This is a genomic window from Sphingobacterium sp. CZ-UAM, assembly GCF_002000245.1.
GTDB lineage: Bacteria > Bacteroidota > Bacteroidia > Sphingobacteriales > Sphingobacteriaceae > Sphingobacterium.
This window is the reverse complement of the sequence record NZ_MTCM01000001.1, coordinates 2,281,894-2,301,253: the sequence shown is the minus strand read 5'-3', so window position 1 is coordinate 2,301,253 and position 19,360 is coordinate 2,281,894. Positions and strand designations below refer to the sequence as shown.

The following is a 19,360-nucleotide window of genomic DNA, read 5'->3' as shown; positions in this document are numbered from 1 at the left end:
ATTGTAATAAATGAAAAACGTCCAGACGGGCTGGACGTTTTATCGAGAAAAATCGCTTAAAATTTTGAACCGATTGTCAAAACGACATTTGTTCGTTGATTTTTTATATCTGCGGCAGGGCTGGCAGTGTTCCAAAAATCTTCATCGATAGTATAAGGGCTTTCTTTGTAATTGACAGCATTATAGGCTCCTGTCAAATCGATATACATCCCACGACCTAGTTTTGCACCTATACCCACAGAAGCGGTATAGTTTGTATAATCTGCATTTTTATAGGGGTTACCACTATAGTTGAAACCAGCTCTACCACTAAAGACGTTGTCAAACAAAACTTCTCCACCGATACGCGCATTAAATGCACCTTGGTACGCGTTTTTAATGTTTTGGTTCATGTCTTTTTCCAAGGTTTTATTAGCAGCCCCAGCATCTTTGAAACGCATCGCTCCATAATCCACCCATTCTACATCCGCGGTAATCAAGCCGCTGGAAAATACCTGACTGGCGCCTACGGAGAGTTTATATGGTGTATTCATATTATACTCTAAATAGCTATAACCTGCTTTATCGCTGGTGCGGTATTCTTTAAAAGACTTATCTTCATTTGGCTTAAAATAACGGAACTCCGAATTGCTGTAAGACTCATCTCTGACGCTCATAAATGTCGGTGATTTCGCTGTAAAACCCATACTGAAGGTAGGTGTAAACTTGTATATTACCCCTAATTTGAAATCTACACCTGTACCGTCGGTCACTTGTGCATAGTCATCGTACAGCTCATAGTCCTTATCCAACATTTCACGCTTGCTAGCATATTCCGCGCCTGGTTTTAAAAAGTCGGACTTTGGATTCGCTTTTGTCATTTGTGCGACATTCATTGTCTGGCCATACTCTGTAAACCAGCTTGAATTGTCATAACTAAAAGCTGTAAATCCCAACGCTGCCCCTAAGTACAATTTATTGCTGTAATTTGCTCCGAAAGACAGGACAGATTCGGATTTGCTGCCTTTTTCCAGAATAGAATTTACCTGCTTCAGCCCGTTTCTTCCATCAAAATTTGCCCCCGCAACGATCGGATTATATGGGTTTTGATAAGCTTTATCAAAATCAAATAGATATGAATTGTTGTAAATCTCTTGTCCCCAGCCATTCATTCCATTTGGGGAATTCAGTTGATCAGCATATGCGTGGGAAATGGAGTTATCTGTGTTTATTCCGCTATATTGCAATAGATTATTGTAAACATAATTACGGTTGTAAGCAATACCAACATTAAAGTTCAACCAACCTGTTTCGAGGTTTCCTCCATTCCGGTAAGTTGGCAAATGAAAAACAATTCCAGCGTTATCCAGGTTGAAATTATTTTTGCTGCTAATGGTATTCTGTCCAAAATAATCGGTTTTATTTTTATTATTAAGGTATCTACCTGTTACAGAGATGTCTGATTGATTAAAATATCCTAAACCAGCCGGGTTGCCTGTAATTGAACTAATATCACCACCCAGAGCGGTCGAAGCATTTCCCATGGCCTTGAAACGAGCGGTACCGCCATTGTCCCCTTGGGAAAATAGAAGCACATCTTTCGTGTATTGCGCCTGAGCGGTCCCTGCTGCACCGATTAAAAATGCAGTTCCAAAAAGTAATTTTTTGATTGTCATAAGCTAAAATATCGTCTATAATAAGCAGTAGCACACAGGGTGCTGCATGCTACTGTAAGCTATTTTTATTACTAGCGTGTACGTCCACCGCTGGATCTGGTGCTACCACCACCGCCACCGCCAGAGAATCCGCCACTGGATCTGGTGCTACCGCCACCGGAAAAACCACCGCTTGAGCGTGTAGATCCACCATCATAACTTCTTGTTGGAGGCGTATATGATGGTCTTGATGTCGAACCTGGATAGCTTGAACGGGTTTCCATGGAACGGCTCATTGGACGGGAAACATTACCAGAACTTGTACGGGTTCTGGAAGTCCCATTTGAGCTGCGCATATTTGGATAAGTTCCATTGGATCTATCAGAGCTGCGTGTTCTGCCACCATCTGTATATCCGCCTCTAGTTGAGATACCGTCCGTAGATCTGGTTCTGCCATTTGATCTGTCATAGGCAGAAGAACTACGTGATATAGAACCGTCAGATGATCTTGTCCGACCACCGGCACTTGATCGTGTACTAGCTACTGAAGTAATACGTCCTCTGGAATCGCGTGCTACCCCCGTGCGGTCATAATTTCCCGAACTTCTGGTGCGGGAAGAAGAGGTCCGTACATTGTAGTTGTCTCTATAACTTGATCGGGATGAAGCATAATAGGGTCTTGAACTGCCCCAGTAGCCACCGCCCCAATAGCCGTTGCCATACCATCCAGATCCCCAGTAACCGCCATACCAGCCGCCCCAAGGGTGGTAACCACCGTACCAAGGAGATCCCCAGCCCCAACCGGAACCCCAGCCCCAGCCAAAACCAAGAGACCATGAAGAACCCCAGCCCGAATTCCAACCCCAACCTAAGCCGAAGGAAGGACCATATCCGTACATTCCACCAAATCCATAGCCATACCATGGATCGAAGAAGGGATCAAAATAGGTCATCCCTGGGGTCGCATAATAAAACCTATTTATACGGTTTGCATATTCTAGATCTTCGTAGGAATCATTGTTATAATCCTGGTCTGAATATTCGTCATCATAGTAACCGCCCTGAGCTTGTCCTCCTTGTTGAACCTGATCTGCATCTGTGTAATAGTAATCCGGACTTTGATAGACTTTCTGTCTAGCCTGTCCATTATTGCCATAGACATCGTCGCTATAGATTTGCCTACTCGTACCGCAGGAACCTAACATAAATGCTCCTGTCATGGCAAGTGCTCCGATAAATAATCTATTTTTTTTCATAATATCCTAAATCGTTATTTTCGATTATACAGCCTTATTTACTATCTTAGACGCAAATTTCTCGAGGGGGTTTAATCGAAGTAATCAAAAATACAAATATTTTTTATTGAACGCTTTTTGTATTGGAAATACAGACGAGATTTAACGTAATAATGTTACAATAATTTATCAATTTCATATGAGTAAAGGAATAACAAGTCGTGCAGAAGATTATTCGCAATGGTACAATGAACTTGTGATCAAAGCTGATCTAGCTGAAAATTCAGCTGTACGGGGCTGTATGGTGATCAAACCATACGGATATGCTATCTGGGAAAGAATGCAAGCGATCTTAGACAAGAGATTTAAAGAAACAGGCCATAGCAATGCTTATTTTCCTTTATTCATCCCCAAGTCGTTTTTTTCTAAAGAAGCAGCCCATGTAGAGGGTTTTGCGACTGAATGTGCGGTAGTCACACATTATAGATTAAAAAACGATGGTACCGGTAAGATTGTGGTGGATGAAGATGCAAAATTGGAGGAAGAGTTAATCGTACGTCCGACATCTGAAACGATTATATGGAATACGTACCGTGGTTGGATCGAATCTTATCGTGACCTGCCAATTTTGGTTAACCAATGGGCAAATGTGGTCCGTTGGGAAATGCGTACGCGTCTTTTCTTGCGTACAGCGGAGTTTTTATGGCAGGAGGGCCACACGGCACATGCTACGAGGGAAGAAGCTATCGAAGAGACCGAACGTATGCTTGATGTCTATGCAGAATTTGCTGAAAATATTTTAGCTGTACCGGTTGTACGTGGCCGGAAAACGGAAAATGAACGCTTCGCCGGCGCCTTGGATACCTACTGTATCGAAGCGCTTATGCAGGATGGAAAGGCGTTGCAAGCTGGTACATCACATTTTCTTGGACAAAACTTTGCGAAGGCTTTTGATGTGAAATTTACTTCTAAAGAAGGAAAGCTGGAGCATGTTTGGGCAACATCATGGGGTGTTTCTACCCGTTTGATGGGCGCATTGATTATGGCGCACTCCGACGATCAAGGCTTGGTATTGCCGCCAAAATTGGCTCCAATTCAGGTTGTTATTGTTCCGATCTTTAAAACGGAGGAAGAAAAAGCGCAGATTGACACATTCGTGGACCAGTTAATGCGCGAGTTGAAGATCAAGGATATTTCGGTGAAATACGATGACCGTGATACACAACGTCCCGGCTTCAAATTCGCGGAATGGGAATTGAAGGGTGTTCCTGTACGTGTTGCTGTTGGTGCGCGAGATATGCAAAATGGAACTGTAGAACTGGCACGTCGTGATACCCAAACAAAAGAAACGGTAGCACAAGAAGGATTGGCTGGCAATATCGAACAGCTGTTGCAGGCAATACAGGAAAATATTTACCAAAAAGCATTGGATTTCAGAGCGTCCCATTTTACCGAGGTAAATTCTTATGATGAATTTAAAGAAGTGCTGGAGGGTAAAGGTGGATTTATCTCCTGCCATTGGGATGGGACCACAGAAACAGAAAAACGTGTGAAAGAGGAAACAAAGGCTACAATCCGTTGTATTCCTTTGGATGCCAAAGAGGAAGAGGGTATATGTATCTTCACTGGTAAACCTTCTCGTCGCCGCGTTTTATTTGCAAAAGCTTATTAATCTTTTGATCTTATGCGGATACTCATTTTAGGATGTGGATGGCTGGCAGAATCATTTGCCATGGATATGAAGCATCAGGGACATGAGGTCTGGGCAAGTACGACACAATATGAAAAATACCATCGGCTTAAAACTGATGGTATTTTTTCATTTATTGCCGACTTTGATCAAGGTCATACCTTGTCTAATGTACTTCTTCCAGACCGGTTCGACTTTGTGTTAAATAGTATTCCTGCCAGCCAAAAAAACAGTCTTTCTGGTTTAGAGGTACGTTTTTCCAATATTTCGAGATTTCTTGAAAATATCCAATGGACCAAACAGTTGTTTCTAAGTTCCGTTGGAATATACCCGGATAAAGATGTTGTCTATCATGAATTGGAGTCAGCCGGAATAGAATTTTCCGAAAAACTTTATTTGGCTGAGCAACAGATGCTAGCGTTGCCTAACACCTATGTCTATCGACTTGGGGGCTTATTTGGTAAAAACCGCATTTTTGCAAAGTATTTTGCCAATCGTATCTGCACAACGGGTGAACAGCTCGCTAATTTTGTCCATCTGGATGATGTTGTGCGGTTGATTAGTTTGGCTTCTGTCAAGGACCTAAGACATGCCGTCTATAATATTGTGGCCCCAATGCACCCAAAGAAAAAGGATGTGATCCTGGCCTCTGCGCGAAAGTATGGTTTAGATCTGCCATTGCGATTTGAACCAGGGGATCATTTTCAAAAAGTAGTGAGTGGAAGCCTGCTTCAAAAGGAGTTTGATTACCAGTATATTCGGCCCAATCCCTTGGAGTTTTGAATTTGTTGAAACCCAAAAACGTTATCTTTTTAGAATAAAGTATAATTCTCTTTGTACAGAGTATAAATAATTAAATAAATTCGTTATTTTAACGTCAGTTCTACTAGGGAAATTGGTATAGAATATCTGAAGCTACGATCCAGTAATGGTTTTCGTTGATATTTTATATTTTCTTAATGTATCTGTATAGATAAACAACTGGTAGATTTAATATTTTAGCGCATATAAAAGAACCATGACAAACGTAGAGCGACATCAATATATTTTAAAACAATTAAAAGAGGTAGGTATAGTCCAAGTGATTGACCTATGCGAGGAACTGGGTGTATCTTCTGTTACCATCCGCAAGGATCTCACGCTTTTAGAAGAGAGTGGTCTGCTATTTCGGACGCATGGCGGAGCGACACAGTACAATCCGTATACGACGGACCGGACGGTATTTGAAAAGGAGAAACTTCGCTCGGACGATAAAAGTAGAATCGGGAAGAAGGCTGCTGAGATGATTGAAGAAAATGATTCAATTATTATTGCTTCCGGGACCACCATGCAATCGTTGGCCAGGCAGATTGTACCTAAGGGAAATATTACTGTGGTCACTTCGGCGCTGAACGTTGCCATGGAGTTAATTAAATACCCATCAGTTGAAATTATGCAGATGGGAGGGACATTACGAAAAACTTCCACCTCAGTCACTGGAAAATATGCTGAAAATTTACTGCATGACTTTTATTGTAGTAAATTGTTTTTAGGGGTAGACGGAATAGATCTGGAGTATGGTGTGTCAACATCCAGTGCACAGGAAGCCCAATTGAATCGTATCATGATCGATACGGCCCAAAAGGTAGTTGTCTTAGCTGATTCGTCCAAATTTGGAAGACGTAGCTTTGGACGGATTTGTGGCTTTGAAAAAATTGATATATTGATTACAGATGATAAAGTGAATGCCGGATTTGTTGAATCGTTGGAGAAGTCCGGTGTGCATGTGGTCGTTGTCTAGGGGGCTGTCGGTACGCTTCAGATTATTGCGATAAGCTGACATCGGTATTGTCGAGCGTAAGCAGTAAAAGTGTGTTACAGAAAAGATCTAATTTAATAGTGTTTGTAATCAGTAGCTTATATAAACAGAAAGGTTTCTTAATCGATTAAGAAACCTTTCTGTTTATGGAGCAATTTATGCTTAGCTGAGTGCAGGCTCTTGCTGGCTCAGGCAATGAAAACTACCCAATCCCCAGATAATATCTACCGAATTGATTCCGATAACTTTCCGTGTCGGAAAGCATCCCTGAATAATATCCAATGCTCTCTGGTCATTGGCATCGTTGAAAATCGGAACAACGACGACATCATTTGCGATATAGAAGTTGGCATATGATGCCGGAAGTCTGGTGTCTTCATAGATTACCGGTGCGGGCATCGGGAGTTCGACGATATTAAGTGCTTCTCCGTTGAGTAATCTGAAGGAACGAAGTGTTTCTAGATTCTCCTGGAGGATGGCATAATTTTCATCTTCCGGATTTTCTTCAACAACAGTTAACACCGTGTTTTCATTCACAAAACGCGTGATGTCATCAATATGACCATCAGTGTCATCGCCAATAATTCCGTCGCCTAACCATAATACCTGATCTTGTCCATAGAATTCTTTGAGGTAAGTCTCAATCTGTTCTTTTGTATAATCAGGATTTCTGTTTTCATTGAGCAGACATGCTGTTGTTGTCATCACTGTTCCGGCTCCGTTGAATTCGACAGAACCGCCTTCCATAACGATATTGGGGGTAAATAAAGGCAGGTTGAACGCTTTCGCTATACGTGTGGGAACAACATCATCCAGGTCGAAAGGCGGATATTTCCCGCCCCATGCATTATATCCCCAATCAACAACTGCTTTTGCGTTTGTAGTTTGATTGATCAGGAAAGCGGGACCATGATCTCTGCACCAGGCGTCATTGGTTGGATTGAAATAAAATTCAATATTGCTAAAATCAGCAGTTACTTTTTTCAATGCTGTGATGGCGAATGCTTTCATGTCTTCGTCAGCTACATTGATTCGGACTTTCTGTCCAACAGCAACAGCTTTAATAAACTCACAATAGGGCTGGTATATGGTATCAATTTTTCCAGGCCAAGATTCCTCTTTATGCGGCCAGCTCAACCACAGCGCTTCTTGTTTTGCCCATTCAGCGGGAAACGAAAAACCTTGTTTTTTGGGTGAGTTGTCAAAATATGCCTGTGTGAAAGTGCTTTCTTGTTCCATGCTTTAAAATGTAAAAAGCCATTTTAATCTGTTTTTCTTTTTAAGAATTACAAATTAAAATGGCCAATATGATTTGATATTAGTCTTCGTCGATAAAACGTTTGGTGATTGGAGAATATGTCTCAATTCTACGATCTCTCAAGAAGGGCCAGTGTTTTCTGAAATAGTCGGACTCAGCTAGATCTAGTTCAACTACTTCAATTTCTTCTTTATCGTGGGAAGCGAGGTATAATAGCTTGCCTTGTCCATTGGTAACAAAGCTGCCACCCCAAAATTTCATGGCGCCATCCTGTTCAAATCCAACACGGTTAACTGCTACCACAGGCACACCATTTGCTACCGCGTGTGAGCGCTGAATGGTTTGCCATGCATTGTATTGATCTTTGTTGGTTTCTTCATCCTGATCCGTGGCCCAGCCGATCGCTGTAGGGTAGAATAGAATTTCTGCACCCATTAGGGCTGTGATTCTTGACGCTTCGGGGTACCATTGGTCCCAACAGATCAATATGCCGATTTTACCGAATTTTGTTTTAAATACTTTATAGCCTAGATCACCAGGCGTAAAATAGAATTTTTCGTAAAAAGCCGGATCATCGGGGATGTGCATTTTGCGGTATTTACCCAAATAAGAGCCATCAGCATCTAATACAGCGGTGGTATTATGATAAAGACCTTCAGCTCTTTTTTCAAATAATGAAGCGATAATAACGACTCCGGCTTCTTTCGCAACAGCAGACAGGGCGTCGGTAGATGGTCCCGGGATAGATTCAGCCAGCGCGAAATTGTCATAATCTTCTACATCGCAGAAATATAAAGAGGTAAAGAGTTCTTGCAGACACACAATTTGCGCACCTTTTGCAGCGGCTTCTTTTACTTTAGCGATTGCTTTTTCGAGATTCTCTTGTTTGTTTGCGGTACAGCTCATCTGTACAACTCCAACTTTTACTTTGCTCATTCCTTAATGCTTGTTTAATTCGAGCACAAAGATACTATTCTTAATTTAGATTTGATTGTCACCCGAAAAACAAAAAAGAGCTCTTAGAGCTCTTTTCTTAATCTTGCGACTGGTATGTTTAATGCTTCACGGTATTTGGCTACCGTTCGGCGGGCGATATTGTAGCCTTTTTCTTTCAGTATTTCCGTTAGCTTCTCGTCGGCAAGCGGCTTGCGCTTATTTTCTTTGGCGATGCATTCCTCCAGTATTTTCTTGACTTCCTTATTTGAGACCTCTTCCCCAGAGTCTGTTTGGATAGCTTCGGAGAAAAATGATTTTAACAAAAATGTTCCGAATTCGGTTTGCACATATTTTGAATTTGCCACGCGGGAGACGGTCGAGATATCCATATCGATCTTATCTGCGATGTCCTTTAAGATCATGGGTTTTAATTTACGGTCATCTCCGGTAAGAAAATAATCGTATTGATATTCCATGATGGCATTCATGGTTTTAAGTAAGGTTTGTTGGCGTTGCTTGATGGCATCAATGAACCATTTTGCCGAATCGAGCTTTTGCTTGACGAACTGTACTGCTTCTTTCATCTTCTTGTCCTTCTGATCGGACTTCTCGTAGTGCTCGAACATATGCTGATAATCCCTGCTGATGCGGAGTTCAGGTGCATTACGCCCGTTTAGCGTAAGATGGAGGGTGCCGTCGTTATTGCTAATGTGGAAATCGGGAATGATATGAAGTTGTTTACCCGCTACTGCTCCCGAATCGCCTGGTTTGGGATTAAGTTTTAGGATTTCATTTACGACGTTTTTCAAGTCTTCAGAGGATACTCCTAATGATTTCTCTAGTTTGTCATAGTGCTTTTTAGTGAACTCATCCAGATAATTGGCCACGACCTTGATTGCGAGCTTAATCGTTGGATTGTTCGCGTCTTTCTTTTGCAATTGTATCAAAAGACATTCCTGTAAATCTCTGGCGCCAATTCCCGCAGGCTCAAAATCTTGGATCACTTTTAGCATTTCTAATACTTCGTGCTCTTCGGTCATTACATTTTGACCGAAGGCTAGGTCATCTACCAGATTGATGATCGGACGACGTAAGTAGCCGTCGTCATCCAGGCTGCCGATAATCTGCTGACCAATTAAAAAGTGCTTATCATCTAAGGCGAGGAGGTCTAACTGTTGTTGTAACTGTTCATAGAATGAATGTTGGATGGCCACGGGCATTTCTTTCCGTTCATCATCATCATCACCATAGTCATATCCATTACCATAATCTTTGTAGTCGTCCTCTTGTATATAATCTTCCAAACTGAAGTCATCTGAGTCGAATCCTTCTTCGTTGTCGAAGTTGTCATCCGGATCTTTATCCGGATATTCTTCTATTGGATCCGTCATATTAGTCAAGCTACCATCTTCTAACGCAGGGTTTTCTTCTAATTCTTCTTTTATTCGGGCATCTAATGAAACTGTTGGTACCTGCAACAATTTAATAAATTGAATTTGTTGTGGAGACAGTTTTTGTAATAGCTTTTGTTGTAATGTCTGTTTTAACATGCTAATCGTTGACTAGTTTACATCTAAATTTAAACAAATATCATTATTATTTTAAAATAAAATAGATAATAAATCAAAAGTAGGTATAATATTTGCGGAACACCTCAACTAACCTGCTGATCTAAACAGCGTCTTCTTACATTTTCTTGTGTTGCTTTAATTTCATGGATCTGAAATAATGTGGCTATTATGAGACTTTTTTTGCCGATGGACATTATTGCAATGAGCGCTCGTCCTTTATTGTTAAAAAATGTAAATAGTTGATTACGGACATTTATTTAGTTGTATATTTAGCCCCTGAAACAGATATAGACGCATATTGAGCGGGAAATAAAACCTTTGTTGATTCAATATGTTGAATATAAGATAAATTTCCATTTATGTTTAGACGTATTAAGAATCGGATTCTTCGTTATCTCGTTATTGCAATATATTTCGTTATAGTTTTGGTCTGTGCTATACAACTTAATTTTTTGTGGCTTTTTGGCTACTCACCCACAAAAAAAGACATCATTATGCCCAGTGTCAACATTTCGACAGAATTGTATACTGCTGATAGTGTATTGATCGGTCGATATTTTGACGAGGATAGAAATCCAATCCCTTTTGACAGTATTCCTAAAACTGTTGTTAATGCGCTGATAGCAACTGAAGATGTGCGTTTTTATCAGCACAACGGGGTTGACTTTTTGGGCCTGGGCTCGGGTATTATTTCAACATTAAAAGGTGATAAACGTGGTGCGAGTACAATTACGCAACAGCTGGCCAAGAACCTTTATCGCACGCGCTATAATAAGGCCGGAGGTTTATTGACCCGTTTACCCGTAGCAGGTTTGGTGATTACCAAATTCAAAGAGTGGATGACCGCTTACAAGCTGGAGCAGCGGTATACAAAAAATCAGATTTTAGAAATGTATCTTAATACAGTTTCTTTCAGCAATAATGCCTATGGTATAGAAACGGCTGCAAAACGTTATTTTTCAAAGGGAGCAAATCAATTGAATCAAAACGAAGCCGCGGTATTGATCGGCATGTTAAAGGGAACAACCTTATATAATCCGATTAGAAATCCTGAAAATGCATTTGACCGTAAAAATACGGTGTTGGGCCAGATGCATAAGAGTGGTTTTCTAAAAAAGGATGAGTTTGATGCATTGGTCAAAGAGAAGATCGTTTTAAATACCAATAATCAAGATATAAATGCCGGAGGAGATTCATATCTGCGTACAGCTGTTGCTAAATGGCTGGAGAAGTGGTCAGAAGAGAATAATTACGATATCTATACGGATGGTTTAAAGATCTATACAACGATCAATTCCAAGTTGCAAAAGCATGCTGAAGAAGCAGTGGCTAAACAGATGGCCGAGTTACAACAGCGTTTGAATAATACTTGGGAGGGGCAGGAGCCCTGGCGGGATCTTTCAGGAAAAGTGATTCCAAACTTTTTGGAGAATTTAGCGAAGAAGACACCTTATTACGAGTTTCTGAGTAAAAAATATGCCACTAGTCCCGATAGTATCAATTTCTTCTTAAATAAGAAGAAAAAGATGGAAGTGTACAATTGGAAGGATGGGGGGAAGGTCGAAAAGGAAATGTCTACGATGGACTCCCTGAAATATTATGCCATGATGTTGAATGCGGGCATGATGTCTATGGATCCCTATTCCGGTGAAATTAAAGCTTGGGTAGGTGGGATAGACCATCAGTATTTCAAATATGATCACGTGATGCAGGCGAAACGGCAGGCGGGGTCTACATTTAAACCTTTTGTTTATCTGGCAGCTTTGGAGTCCGGAATGTCGCCTTGTGATAAGATCACAGATAAACCTGTTACCATAAAGATTGACAAAGGAGATTCCGTCGAAGTATGGGAACCAAAAAATGCAGATTGGAATTTTTCTTATCGGGAGATGTCTTTGCGCCATGCGATGGCTCGATCTATTAATTCAGTGACGGTTCAGTTGACAGATATGGTTACCCCAGCGAAAGTTGTAGATGCTGCGCAACGTTGTGGTATCACGAGTAAACTTAATCCGGTGGCATCCGTCGGTTTAGGGCCTAATGATGTGTCGGTATTTGAGATGGTCAACGGTTATTCGACGATGATGAACCATGGTGAGCGGGTAACACCGGTACTTGTTTCTAAAATTGAAGATCACGATGGAAATGTGATTGCCACTTTTCAGGCGGAGCGCAAACAGGTGGTCGATAAACAAGATGCTTGGTTGATGACTTATATGTTGCGTGGTGGGATGGAAGAGCCAAGAGGTACATCGCAGGGCTTGTGGGAATGGGATCTATTTGATAAAGAAAATGAAATTGGGGGTAAGACCGGTACTTCTTCGGAATATGTTGATGGTTGGTATATGGGAGTGACGAAGGATTTGGTTACTGGAATCTGGGTTGGATGTGATGAAAGAAGTATACACTTTAAGAATTCGCATACCGGTGAAGGTTCCCGGACGGCATTGCCTATATTTGGTGTGTTTTTAGAATCTGTTTATAAAGATAAGCAATTGGGCTATACGCAGGGTAAATTCCCTGAATCTACGGTTGAAATCACGAAATCCTATAAATGTGAGACGCCGCGTTATAGTGAGCCGGAGCCAGTACAAAGTGATTCGACACAAGTTGATGAGCAAACGGACGAGGGTTTTATTGGACCTGAAGAAGAGTCTACAGAGGGTGGAGTTACTGAGCGTAATAACAATGAAGGTGGTTCCGGTGAAAATACGGGTGTGCTGGAGAATACCACGTCAGCCTAAATTTAGTAAAAACGTTTATCCTCTTTCGAATCTAGCATAGTATAACAAATAGCGAGCTGCCTAATGAAAATTGGGCGGCTTTTTTATTTCTATTATGTATTACTAGGCCGCGAAATTGGTGTTTCTTTTTGCATAAGCTTGCTGTTGTTGTGGGTAAAGGTTATTCCAGTTTGGATTATTTTTGCGGATAACACGTTCTATTTGCATGTGTGTGAAGTTTTGTAATTCACTCATTCTCTTTTTTGCGTATGCTAATTGGGAAAACTCTTCGGAATAGATTATTCTATTCAAATGAGTGCCCTGTTGAAGAATAAAATTATTGGCTTGTTGAAGCTCCATTACTGTGCTAAATATATTGGATGTGAAATCGATCTCAAAGTACCTTCTGTTGTTGTCTGTTAAGATATATACGATAAAATTGCCCATAATACTAAATTATTTGGATGTTTAATTTTTATTTACTAATTTTATTGGCACAATAATACTAATAAAATTAGTTTTTGTAAAATATTTTTGAAAAAATAATATGGCAAATATTTCATCCAACTTGAAATTCCTTCGAAAAGGAAAGAAACTTACACAGCAGCAATTTGCTGATATCATGGAGATTAAAAGAGCTTCGGTCGGTGCATATGAAGAAGATCGGGCGGAGCCTAAATACGAATTGCTGAAAAAAATTGCCGAGTTTTATGGGTTAACCATGGATGAATTGGCGAATGATGTGATTGATGAGAAGTGGAAGCCGGTGCCTAAAAGTAATGCGTCAAATCTTAGGGTATTAAGTGTGACTGTCGATGGTAACGATCGTGAAAATATTGAGCTTGTGCCCGTTAAAGCGAGTGCTGGTTACTTAAACGGCTATGGTGATCCGGAATATGTCGCTGAGCTTCCGAAATTTTCGTTGCCCATGTTTGGACAGGGGACTTTTCGGGCTTTTGAGATTAAAGGAGATTCGATGTTGCCTCTGCCTTCGGGTTCGATTATTGTGGCGGAGTATGTAGAAAATTGGCATGATATAAAGCCTGGACTTACCTATGTTGTCGTATCTCGGGAGGAGGGTGTCGTCTATAAGCGTATCGCATTTAAATTTAAGGAGGATAAAGGCTTAAAGCTTGTATCTGATAACAAAACATATGAACCTTATTGGGTTGAGACTCCGGATATTCTTGAAGTCTGGAAGGCAAAGGCTTTTATTAGCACGCAGCTACCGGAGCCAACACCTGAGCCGACGATGGAAACATTGACCAGTATGATGGCACAAATGCAGAAAACAATTAATGCAGTTGTTGACAATTCGAAATAATAGAAAAAATACTTTCGCAGTTGTTTGGGGATTTGTTTTTTATTTTATAAAATACTATATTTGCATATCTGAAAGGAAGGGGGCTCGTATTGCCCCCTTTTTTTAATACAATTAATTTAGCATTCTAGGCAGTAGAACAATGCAAGATGTAGAAAAAAGAGTCATTGAACTCATAACGGAAAAAATAGCAGATCGCGAGGATTTGTTTATTGTTAGTGTAAAGATGCGTCCAAATAAGATTTTGGAAATTCTCTTGGATGGAGATAATGGCGTTAATATTGATGACTGTGCACAGGTGAGCCGCCATGTCGGTTTTCATTTGGAGGAGGAAAATGTCATTGATAACGCTTACCGTTTGGAGGTTTCCTCTCCGGGTATTGATTCAAATTTTGTCAATAATCGGCAATATCAAAAAAATATCGGCCGCACCGTACAGGTCAAGTTGGGTGATAACGCTAAAATTGAAGGGACCTTATTATCGGTTGACGAGACAAAGATTAAAATTCTTCAAAAAGTAAAGGAAAAAGGTAAAAAAGCGCAAGAGGTGGAAAAAGAACTTCCTTTTGATCAAATAAAAGCAACAAAAGTGGTAATTTCATTTTAAAAAATAATGAGTAACAGCAACATCAATCTGATAGACTCTTTTCAGGAGTTTAAGGAGTTTAAGAATATCGATAGACCTACGGTCATTACAGTATTGGAAGAGGTTTTTCGTAGTATGATCCGTCGTCGTTTTGGTACGGATGAAAATGTGGATGTTATCGTGAATCCAGATAACGGGGATTTGGAGATTTGGAGAACGCGCGTCGTTGTTGAAGATGAATTTTCTGAGGATGATGATCTTGAAATTGAGTTGGCAGAAGCAAGAAAACACGATGAGGATCTTGAAGTGGGCGATGATTTTATCGAACAGATCACATTGGAAAGCTTTGGACGCCGTGCTATTTTGGCGGCTCGTCAAACGCTTGTTTCTAAAGTGTTGGAACTTGAGAAAGATGAGGTTTTCAAGAAATATAAAGATAGAGAAGGAGAATTGGTCATCGGTGAGGTTTATCAGATCTGGAAGAAAGAGATCTTGGTGTTGGATGAAGATGGCAATGAATTGATTTTACCTAAGTCGGAACAAATCCCTGCTGATTATTTCAAAAAAGGTGACGGTATCCGTGCGGTAGTACATAAAGTGGATATGATGAACAATAATCCGAAAATCATTATCTCACGTACGGCGCCTGCGTTTTTGCAACGTTTGTTTGAACTTGAGGTACCGGAGATTTTTGATGGTCTGATTACAATCAAGAAAATTGTCCGTGAACCTGGAGAGCGTGCTAAAGTGGCGGTTGAATCTTATGACGACCGTATCGATCCGGTTGGTGCCTGTGTGGGTATGAAAGGATCTCGTATTCACGGTATTGTTCGCGAATTGCGTAATGAGAATATTGATGTGATCAATTTCACAACAAACCATTCCTTGTATATCGCCCGTGCTTTGAGTCCTGCTCGGATAAGCTCTATCAAAATCGATGAGGAAAATAAAACAGCTGCTGTATACTTAAAATCGGATCAGGTATCCTTGGCAATCGGACGTGGTGGACACAATATTAAATTGGCTGGTAAGCTGACTGGTTATGAGATTGATGTTTACCGTGAGAATGATGAATTTGATGAGGATGTGGATATCGAAGAATTCAGCGACGAAATTGAAAGCTGGGTTATCGATGAGTTGAAGCGTGTTGGTTTAGACTCTGCAAAATCCGTGTTATCACTTAGCGAAGAAGAACTGGTGAGACGTACCGATTTGGAGGAAGATACCATCCGTGAGATCGTACGTATATTGCAGGCTGAATTTGAATAAAATTCAGCTTGTTAAATTTTTTCCATCTAACATTCGGAATAAATTGGTTATGGATGGAAAAAAACATATTTTTGTAATTATATTAAAATAGTTTATATTATAGATGACTGAAGGAAAAGGAACAAACTTGCTTAAAGCAGCAAAAGAACTCAACATCGGGATACATACTGCCGTGGAATGTTTAGTGAAAAAAGGATATGATGTAGAAGCAAAGCCTAACACTAAATTGAGCGGAGAGATGTATGGTGTGCTGTTAAAAGAGTTTCAGGGAGACAAATCACTGAAAGATGAAGCTAAACAAATTGTTATTGGCAAAATTCGTCGTGAGGAGTCACCATCCACTTCTCCTAAAGAATCGTCTAGAAATGAGGATTTCGAAGAACATGAGGAACCAAAAGAGATCTTGGTTAAAAATACTGTAGAAATCCCGTCAGCCAAAGAATCTGCTCCTGCCAAACCTGAGGAAGCTGTTCATCAAGGAGGTATGAAAGTGGTTGGCAAAATAGATCTTGATGCCCTGAATAGAGGTGGTAACAAGGCTAAAAAAGAGGAGTCTTCAAAGGAAGAACCTAAATTGGCGCAAGACCTACCGGAGGAGACTAAACCCGTAGAGAAAGTAATCGAGCAGAAAGAAGCGGAAGTCAAAACACCGGTCATTGAAGCGAAAAAAGAAGAACCAAAGGTTATAGAGCAAAAGGCTGAAGTGGTGGCACCTCAGGTAGAAGCTCCAAAACCTGAAGTAGATAAAACTGAAGTAAAAGCAACTCCGGTTGTAGAGACAAAAACCGAACCTGTGAAGGTAGAAGAAAAGAAAAAAGACGAAACAGCAGCAAGAGCTGCTGTACCAGTAACTCCAACAGTGGAGCCTGTGAAAAAAGATGGCGATGATATTATTTCTGCCCGTGCAGAAAGATTGACTGGTCCTAAAGTAATTGGTAAGATTGAATTACCTTCAGCTAGACCTTCGCACAAACCTGTAGCATCATCTTCAAATGCTGGAAACAATAATGAGAAACGTAAGCGTAAACGCACGAATCCAAATGGTCCAGTAAATCCGAATGCGGGACAAGGTCAGGGACATAACAACCAAAACCGAGGTCCTCGTGATGGAAATAATAACCAAAACCGCGACCAACAAGGAAACAGAGGTGCTGGTCAAGGTAACAACAATAATCCGAACAACCGTCCGGGACAAAACAACCAGCATTCTGGCAGACCTGGGCAAGGTGGAAATAACCAGCATCAAGGTAGACCGGGACAAGGTGGAGCGAGACCACAACATGGTCGTTTTGACAATAGAGGAAAAGGAAGACCTGTTGAAAATAAAGAGGAGCCTTCTGAAAAGGAAATCCAAGACCAAATCAAGGCAACGCTTGCTCGTTTAAGTGGGGCAGGTAAATCTGGTAAATTTGCTCAACGTGCGAAATTAAGACGCCAAAAACGTGATGATGTCGCTCAACATGCGGAAGAAGCTGCAATGGAGCAAGAATTAATGGCAAAGGTATTGCGTGTTACAGAATTTGTTACGGCAAACGAGCTGGCAAATTTGATGGACGTTCAGGTCACACAGATTATCGCAACTTGTATGAGTTTAGGTATGTTTGTGTCTATCAACCAACGTCTGGATGCGGAAACTTTGGCTATTGTAGCAGATGAATTTGGTTATCAAGTTGAATTTATTAAACCTGAAGATGAGGAAACTGCGGAACTGGAAGAGCCAGATACTGAAGCAAATTTGGTGTCCAGAGCTCCAATCGTGACCGTCATGGGACACGTTGACCACGGTAAGACATCTTTGTTGGATTATATCCGTAAGGCAAACGTTACTTCTGGTGAAGCCGGTGGTATCACACAACATATTGGTGCATATGCCGTGAAATTAGATGATGATCGTAAAATTACATTTTTGGATACACCAGGTCACGAAGCCTTTACGGCGATGCGTGCACGTGGGGCCAAAGTAACAGATATCGTTATTATCGTTATTGCAGCGGATGATGCCGTCATGCCGCAAACAAAAGAGGCGATCAATCACGCGCAAGCAGCTGGAGTACCGATTGTATTTGCATTTACAAAAGTAGACAAACCAGGAGCGAATCCAGATCGTATCCGCGAGCAGCTTTCTGCAATGAATATCTTGGTTGAGGACTGGGGTGGTAAATTCCAGGCACAGGAAATTTCTGCAAAAACCGGTGAGAATGTTGATCTTCTTTTAGAAAAAGTTCTTTTGGAAGCTGAAATGTTGGATCTGAAAGCTGATCCGAAAAAGCGTGCTGTTGGTTCAGTGATCGAAGCAGCTTTGGACAAAGGCCGTGGTATCGTGACTACAGTATTGATCCAAGGTGGTACTCTTCGTGTCGGAGATCCAATTTTGGCAGGTTCACATTCCGGTAAGGTGAAAGCTTTAACCAATGAAAGAGGTGAACGTGTCAAAGAAGCTGGACCTTCTGTACCTGTACAGATATTAGGTATGGCTGGTGCACCGACAGCGGGAGATAAGCTTTATGTTCTTGAAAGTGAGTCTGAAGCGAGAACCGTTGCAAACAAACGTCTTCAGTTACAACGTGAGCAGGGCATGCGTGCAACGAAACATATTACCTTGGATGAGATCGGCCGTCGTTTGGCTATCGGTAACTTTAAGGAACTTAATATTATCGTGAAAGGTGATGTGGATGGTTCTATCGAAGCATTATCAGATTCATTATTGAAATTGTCAACAGATGAGATCCAGGTGAATATTATCCATAAATCAGTAGGTGCGATCTCTGAATCAGATGTATTATTGGCCTCTGCCTCTGACGCGATTATCATTGGTTTCCAAGTACGTCCAACACAAAACGCACGTAAATTGGCTGAGAACGAGCAAATCGACGTTCGTCTATACTCGATCATCTACGATGCTATCGAAGAGATTAAATCTGCGATGGAAGGTATGTTGGCTCCGAAATTTGAAGAGAAAATTGTTGCTGAAGTTGAAATCAGAGAAACATTTAAAATCTCCAAAGTGGGTACTATTGCGGGATGTATGGTTAGAGAAGGTAAGATCAATAGAAATAATGATATCCGCATCATCAGAGATGGTGTCGTTATCCATACAGGTCGACTGGCTTCCCTGAAACGTTTTAAAGACGACGTGAAAGAGGTTGCGCAAGGTTACGAGTGTGGTTTGAATATCGACCGATTCAACGACATTCAGGTTGGTGATATCGTAGAAGCTTACGAACAAGTAGAAGTTAAACGTAAATTGTAATATGACGATTTACGACATGATAAAAAAGCGTTGATGAAAATCAACGCTTTTTTTTGTTATAGTCTGTTTTCTGCTGGTCCGAAAGAACC

General features: G+C 40.9%; 14 protein-coding genes. 8 read left to right on the top strand and 6 right to left on the bottom strand.

Annotated elements, in window-relative coordinates:
• Positions 1-56: 56 nt before the first annotated feature.
• Both BWD42_RS09850 and BWD42_RS09845 read right to left on the bottom strand, forming a co-directional pair.
• Positions 57-1,655, bottom strand: a complete 1,599-nt coding sequence (locus BWD42_RS09850) for an OmpP1/FadL family transporter (protein ID WP_077435484.1) — start codon at positions 1,653-1,655, stop codon at positions 57-59.
• A gap of 71 nt (positions 1,656-1,726) precedes the next feature.
• Positions 1,727-2,890, bottom strand: coding sequence for a hypothetical protein (locus tag BWD42_RS09845; protein ID WP_077435482.1), 1,164 nt, complete (start codon positions 2,888-2,890; stop codon positions 1,727-1,729).
• Between the two features lie 178 nt (positions 2,891-3,068).
• Between BWD42_RS09845 and proS the strand changes: the two genes are divergently transcribed.
• The 3 genes from proS (at position 3,069) to agaR (ending at position 6,339) form a co-directional block, all read left to right on the top strand.
• Positions 3,069-4,541, top strand: coding sequence for a proline--tRNA ligase (proS, locus tag BWD42_RS09840; protein ID WP_077435480.1), 1,473 nt, complete (start codon positions 3,069-3,071; stop codon positions 4,539-4,541).
• A gap of 12 nt (positions 4,542-4,553) precedes the next feature.
• A complete protein-coding gene (locus BWD42_RS09835; protein ID WP_077435478.1) occupies positions 4,554-5,342 on the top strand; it encodes a hypothetical protein in 789 nt (262 codons plus the stop codon).
• A 235-nt stretch (positions 5,343-5,577) separates the two neighbouring features.
• On the top strand, positions 5,578-6,339 hold the full coding sequence (gene agaR / locus BWD42_RS09830; RefSeq protein ID WP_077435476.1) for a transcriptional repressor AgaR: 762 nt from the start codon (positions 5,578-5,580) through the stop codon (positions 6,337-6,339).
• Between the two features lie 180 nt (positions 6,340-6,519).
• Here agaR and BWD42_RS09825 read toward each other — a convergent pair whose 3' ends face one another.
• The 3 genes from BWD42_RS09825 to rpoN all read right to left on the bottom strand — a co-directional run bounded on the left by BWD42_RS09825 (position 6,520) and on the right by rpoN (position 10,101).
• Complete coding sequence (locus tag BWD42_RS09825) at positions 6,520-7,596, bottom strand: agmatine/peptidylarginine deiminase (RefSeq protein WP_077435474.1); 1,077 nt, start codon at positions 7,594-7,596, stop codon at positions 6,520-6,522.
• A gap of 79 nt (positions 7,597-7,675) precedes the next feature.
• Positions 7,676-8,551 (bottom strand): carbon-nitrogen hydrolase, encoded by an 876-nt coding sequence (locus tag BWD42_RS09820; RefSeq protein WP_077435472.1) that lies wholly within the window; start codon positions 8,549-8,551, stop codon positions 7,676-7,678.
• Between the two features lie 83 nt (positions 8,552-8,634).
• Positions 8,635-10,101 (bottom strand): RNA polymerase factor sigma-54, encoded by a 1,467-nt coding sequence (rpoN, locus tag BWD42_RS09815; protein ID WP_077435470.1) that lies wholly within the window; start codon positions 10,099-10,101, stop codon positions 8,635-8,637.
• A gap of 515 nt (positions 10,102-10,616) precedes the next feature.
• On the opposite strand from rpoN, the gene BWD42_RS09810 reads away from it, so the two are divergent.
• A complete protein-coding gene (locus BWD42_RS09810) occupies positions 10,617-12,866 on the top strand; it encodes a penicillin-binding protein 1A (RefSeq protein ID WP_317041799.1) in 2,250 nt (749 codons plus the stop codon).
• Between the two features lie 102 nt (positions 12,867-12,968).
• Here the strand turns inward: BWD42_RS09810 and BWD42_RS09805 are convergent, their stop codons facing one another.
• Positions 12,969-13,292: a hypothetical protein gene (locus BWD42_RS09805; protein WP_077435466.1), complete on the bottom strand. Its 324-nt coding sequence runs from the start codon at positions 13,290-13,292 to the stop codon at positions 12,969-12,971.
• Positions 13,293-13,392: 100 nt separating this feature from the next.
• On the opposite strand from BWD42_RS09805, the gene BWD42_RS09800 reads away from it, so the two are divergent.
• From BWD42_RS09800 to infB, 4 genes are all read left to right on the top strand, one after another.
• Positions 13,393-14,169: an XRE family transcriptional regulator gene (locus tag BWD42_RS09800; RefSeq protein ID WP_077435464.1), complete on the top strand. Its 777-nt coding sequence runs from the start codon at positions 13,393-13,395 to the stop codon at positions 14,167-14,169.
• 139 nt (positions 14,170-14,308) lie between these two features.
• The gene (gene rimP, locus BWD42_RS09795; protein WP_077435462.1) at positions 14,309-14,773 is read left to right on the top strand and encodes a ribosome assembly cofactor RimP; all 465 of its coding nucleotides are present in this window, start codon (positions 14,309-14,311) and stop codon (positions 14,771-14,773) included.
• A gap of 6 nt (positions 14,774-14,779) precedes the next feature.
• Positions 14,780-16,021: a transcription termination factor NusA gene (nusA, locus tag BWD42_RS09790; RefSeq protein ID WP_046675481.1), complete on the top strand. Its 1,242-nt coding sequence runs from the start codon at positions 14,780-14,782 to the stop codon at positions 16,019-16,021.
• A gap of 103 nt (positions 16,022-16,124) precedes the next feature.
• Entirely contained in the window at positions 16,125-19,271 is a 3,147-nt protein-coding gene (infB, locus tag BWD42_RS09785; RefSeq protein ID WP_077435460.1) for a translation initiation factor IF-2, read from the top strand.
• Positions 19,272-19,360: the final 89 nt, after the last annotated feature.

What these genes read in the sequence shown, in the direction of transcription:
- agaR (WP_077435476.1), top strand. Translation starts at nt 5,578, where the DNA reads ATGACAAACGTAGAGCGACATCAATATATTTTAAAACAATTAAAAGAG.
- rimP (WP_077435462.1), top strand. Translation starts at nt 14,309, where the DNA reads ATGCAAGATGTAGAAAAAAGAGTCATTGAACTCATAACGGAAAAAATA.
- BWD42_RS09800 (WP_077435464.1), top strand. Translation starts at nt 13,393, where the DNA reads ATGGCAAATATTTCATCCAACTTGAAATTCCTTCGAAAAGGAAAGAAA.
- BWD42_RS09835 (WP_077435478.1), top strand. Translation starts at nt 4,554, where the DNA reads ATGCGGATACTCATTTTAGGATGTGGATGGCTGGCAGAATCATTTGCC.
- BWD42_RS09820 (WP_077435472.1), bottom strand. Translation starts at nt 8,551, where the DNA reads ATGAGCAAAGTAAAAGTTGGAGTTGTACAGATGAGCTGTACCGCAAAC.
- infB (WP_077435460.1), top strand. Translation starts at nt 16,125, where the DNA reads ATGACTGAAGGAAAAGGAACAAACTTGCTTAAAGCAGCAAAAGAACTC.
- BWD42_RS09845 (WP_077435482.1), bottom strand. Translation starts at nt 2,890, where the DNA reads ATGAAAAAAAATAGATTATTTATCGGAGCACTTGCCATGACAGGAGCA.
- proS (WP_077435480.1), top strand. Translation starts at nt 3,069, where the DNA reads ATGAGTAAAGGAATAACAAGTCGTGCAGAAGATTATTCGCAATGGTAC.
- BWD42_RS09805 (WP_077435466.1), bottom strand. Translation starts at nt 13,292, where the DNA reads ATGGGCAATTTTATCGTATATATCTTAACAGACAACAACAGAAGGTAC.
- BWD42_RS09825 (WP_077435474.1), bottom strand. Translation starts at nt 7,596, where the DNA reads ATGGAACAAGAAAGCACTTTCACACAGGCATATTTTGACAACTCACCC.
- BWD42_RS09850 (WP_077435484.1), bottom strand. Translation starts at nt 1,655, where the DNA reads ATGACAATCAAAAAATTACTTTTTGGAACTGCATTTTTAATCGGTGCA.
- BWD42_RS09810 (WP_317041799.1), top strand. Translation starts at nt 10,617, where the DNA reads ATGCCCAGTGTCAACATTTCGACAGAATTGTATACTGCTGATAGTGTA.
- nusA (WP_046675481.1), top strand. Translation starts at nt 14,780, where the DNA reads ATGAGTAACAGCAACATCAATCTGATAGACTCTTTTCAGGAGTTTAAG.
- rpoN (WP_077435470.1), bottom strand. Translation starts at nt 10,101, where the DNA reads ATGTTAAAACAGACATTACAACAAAAGCTATTACAAAAACTGTCTCCA.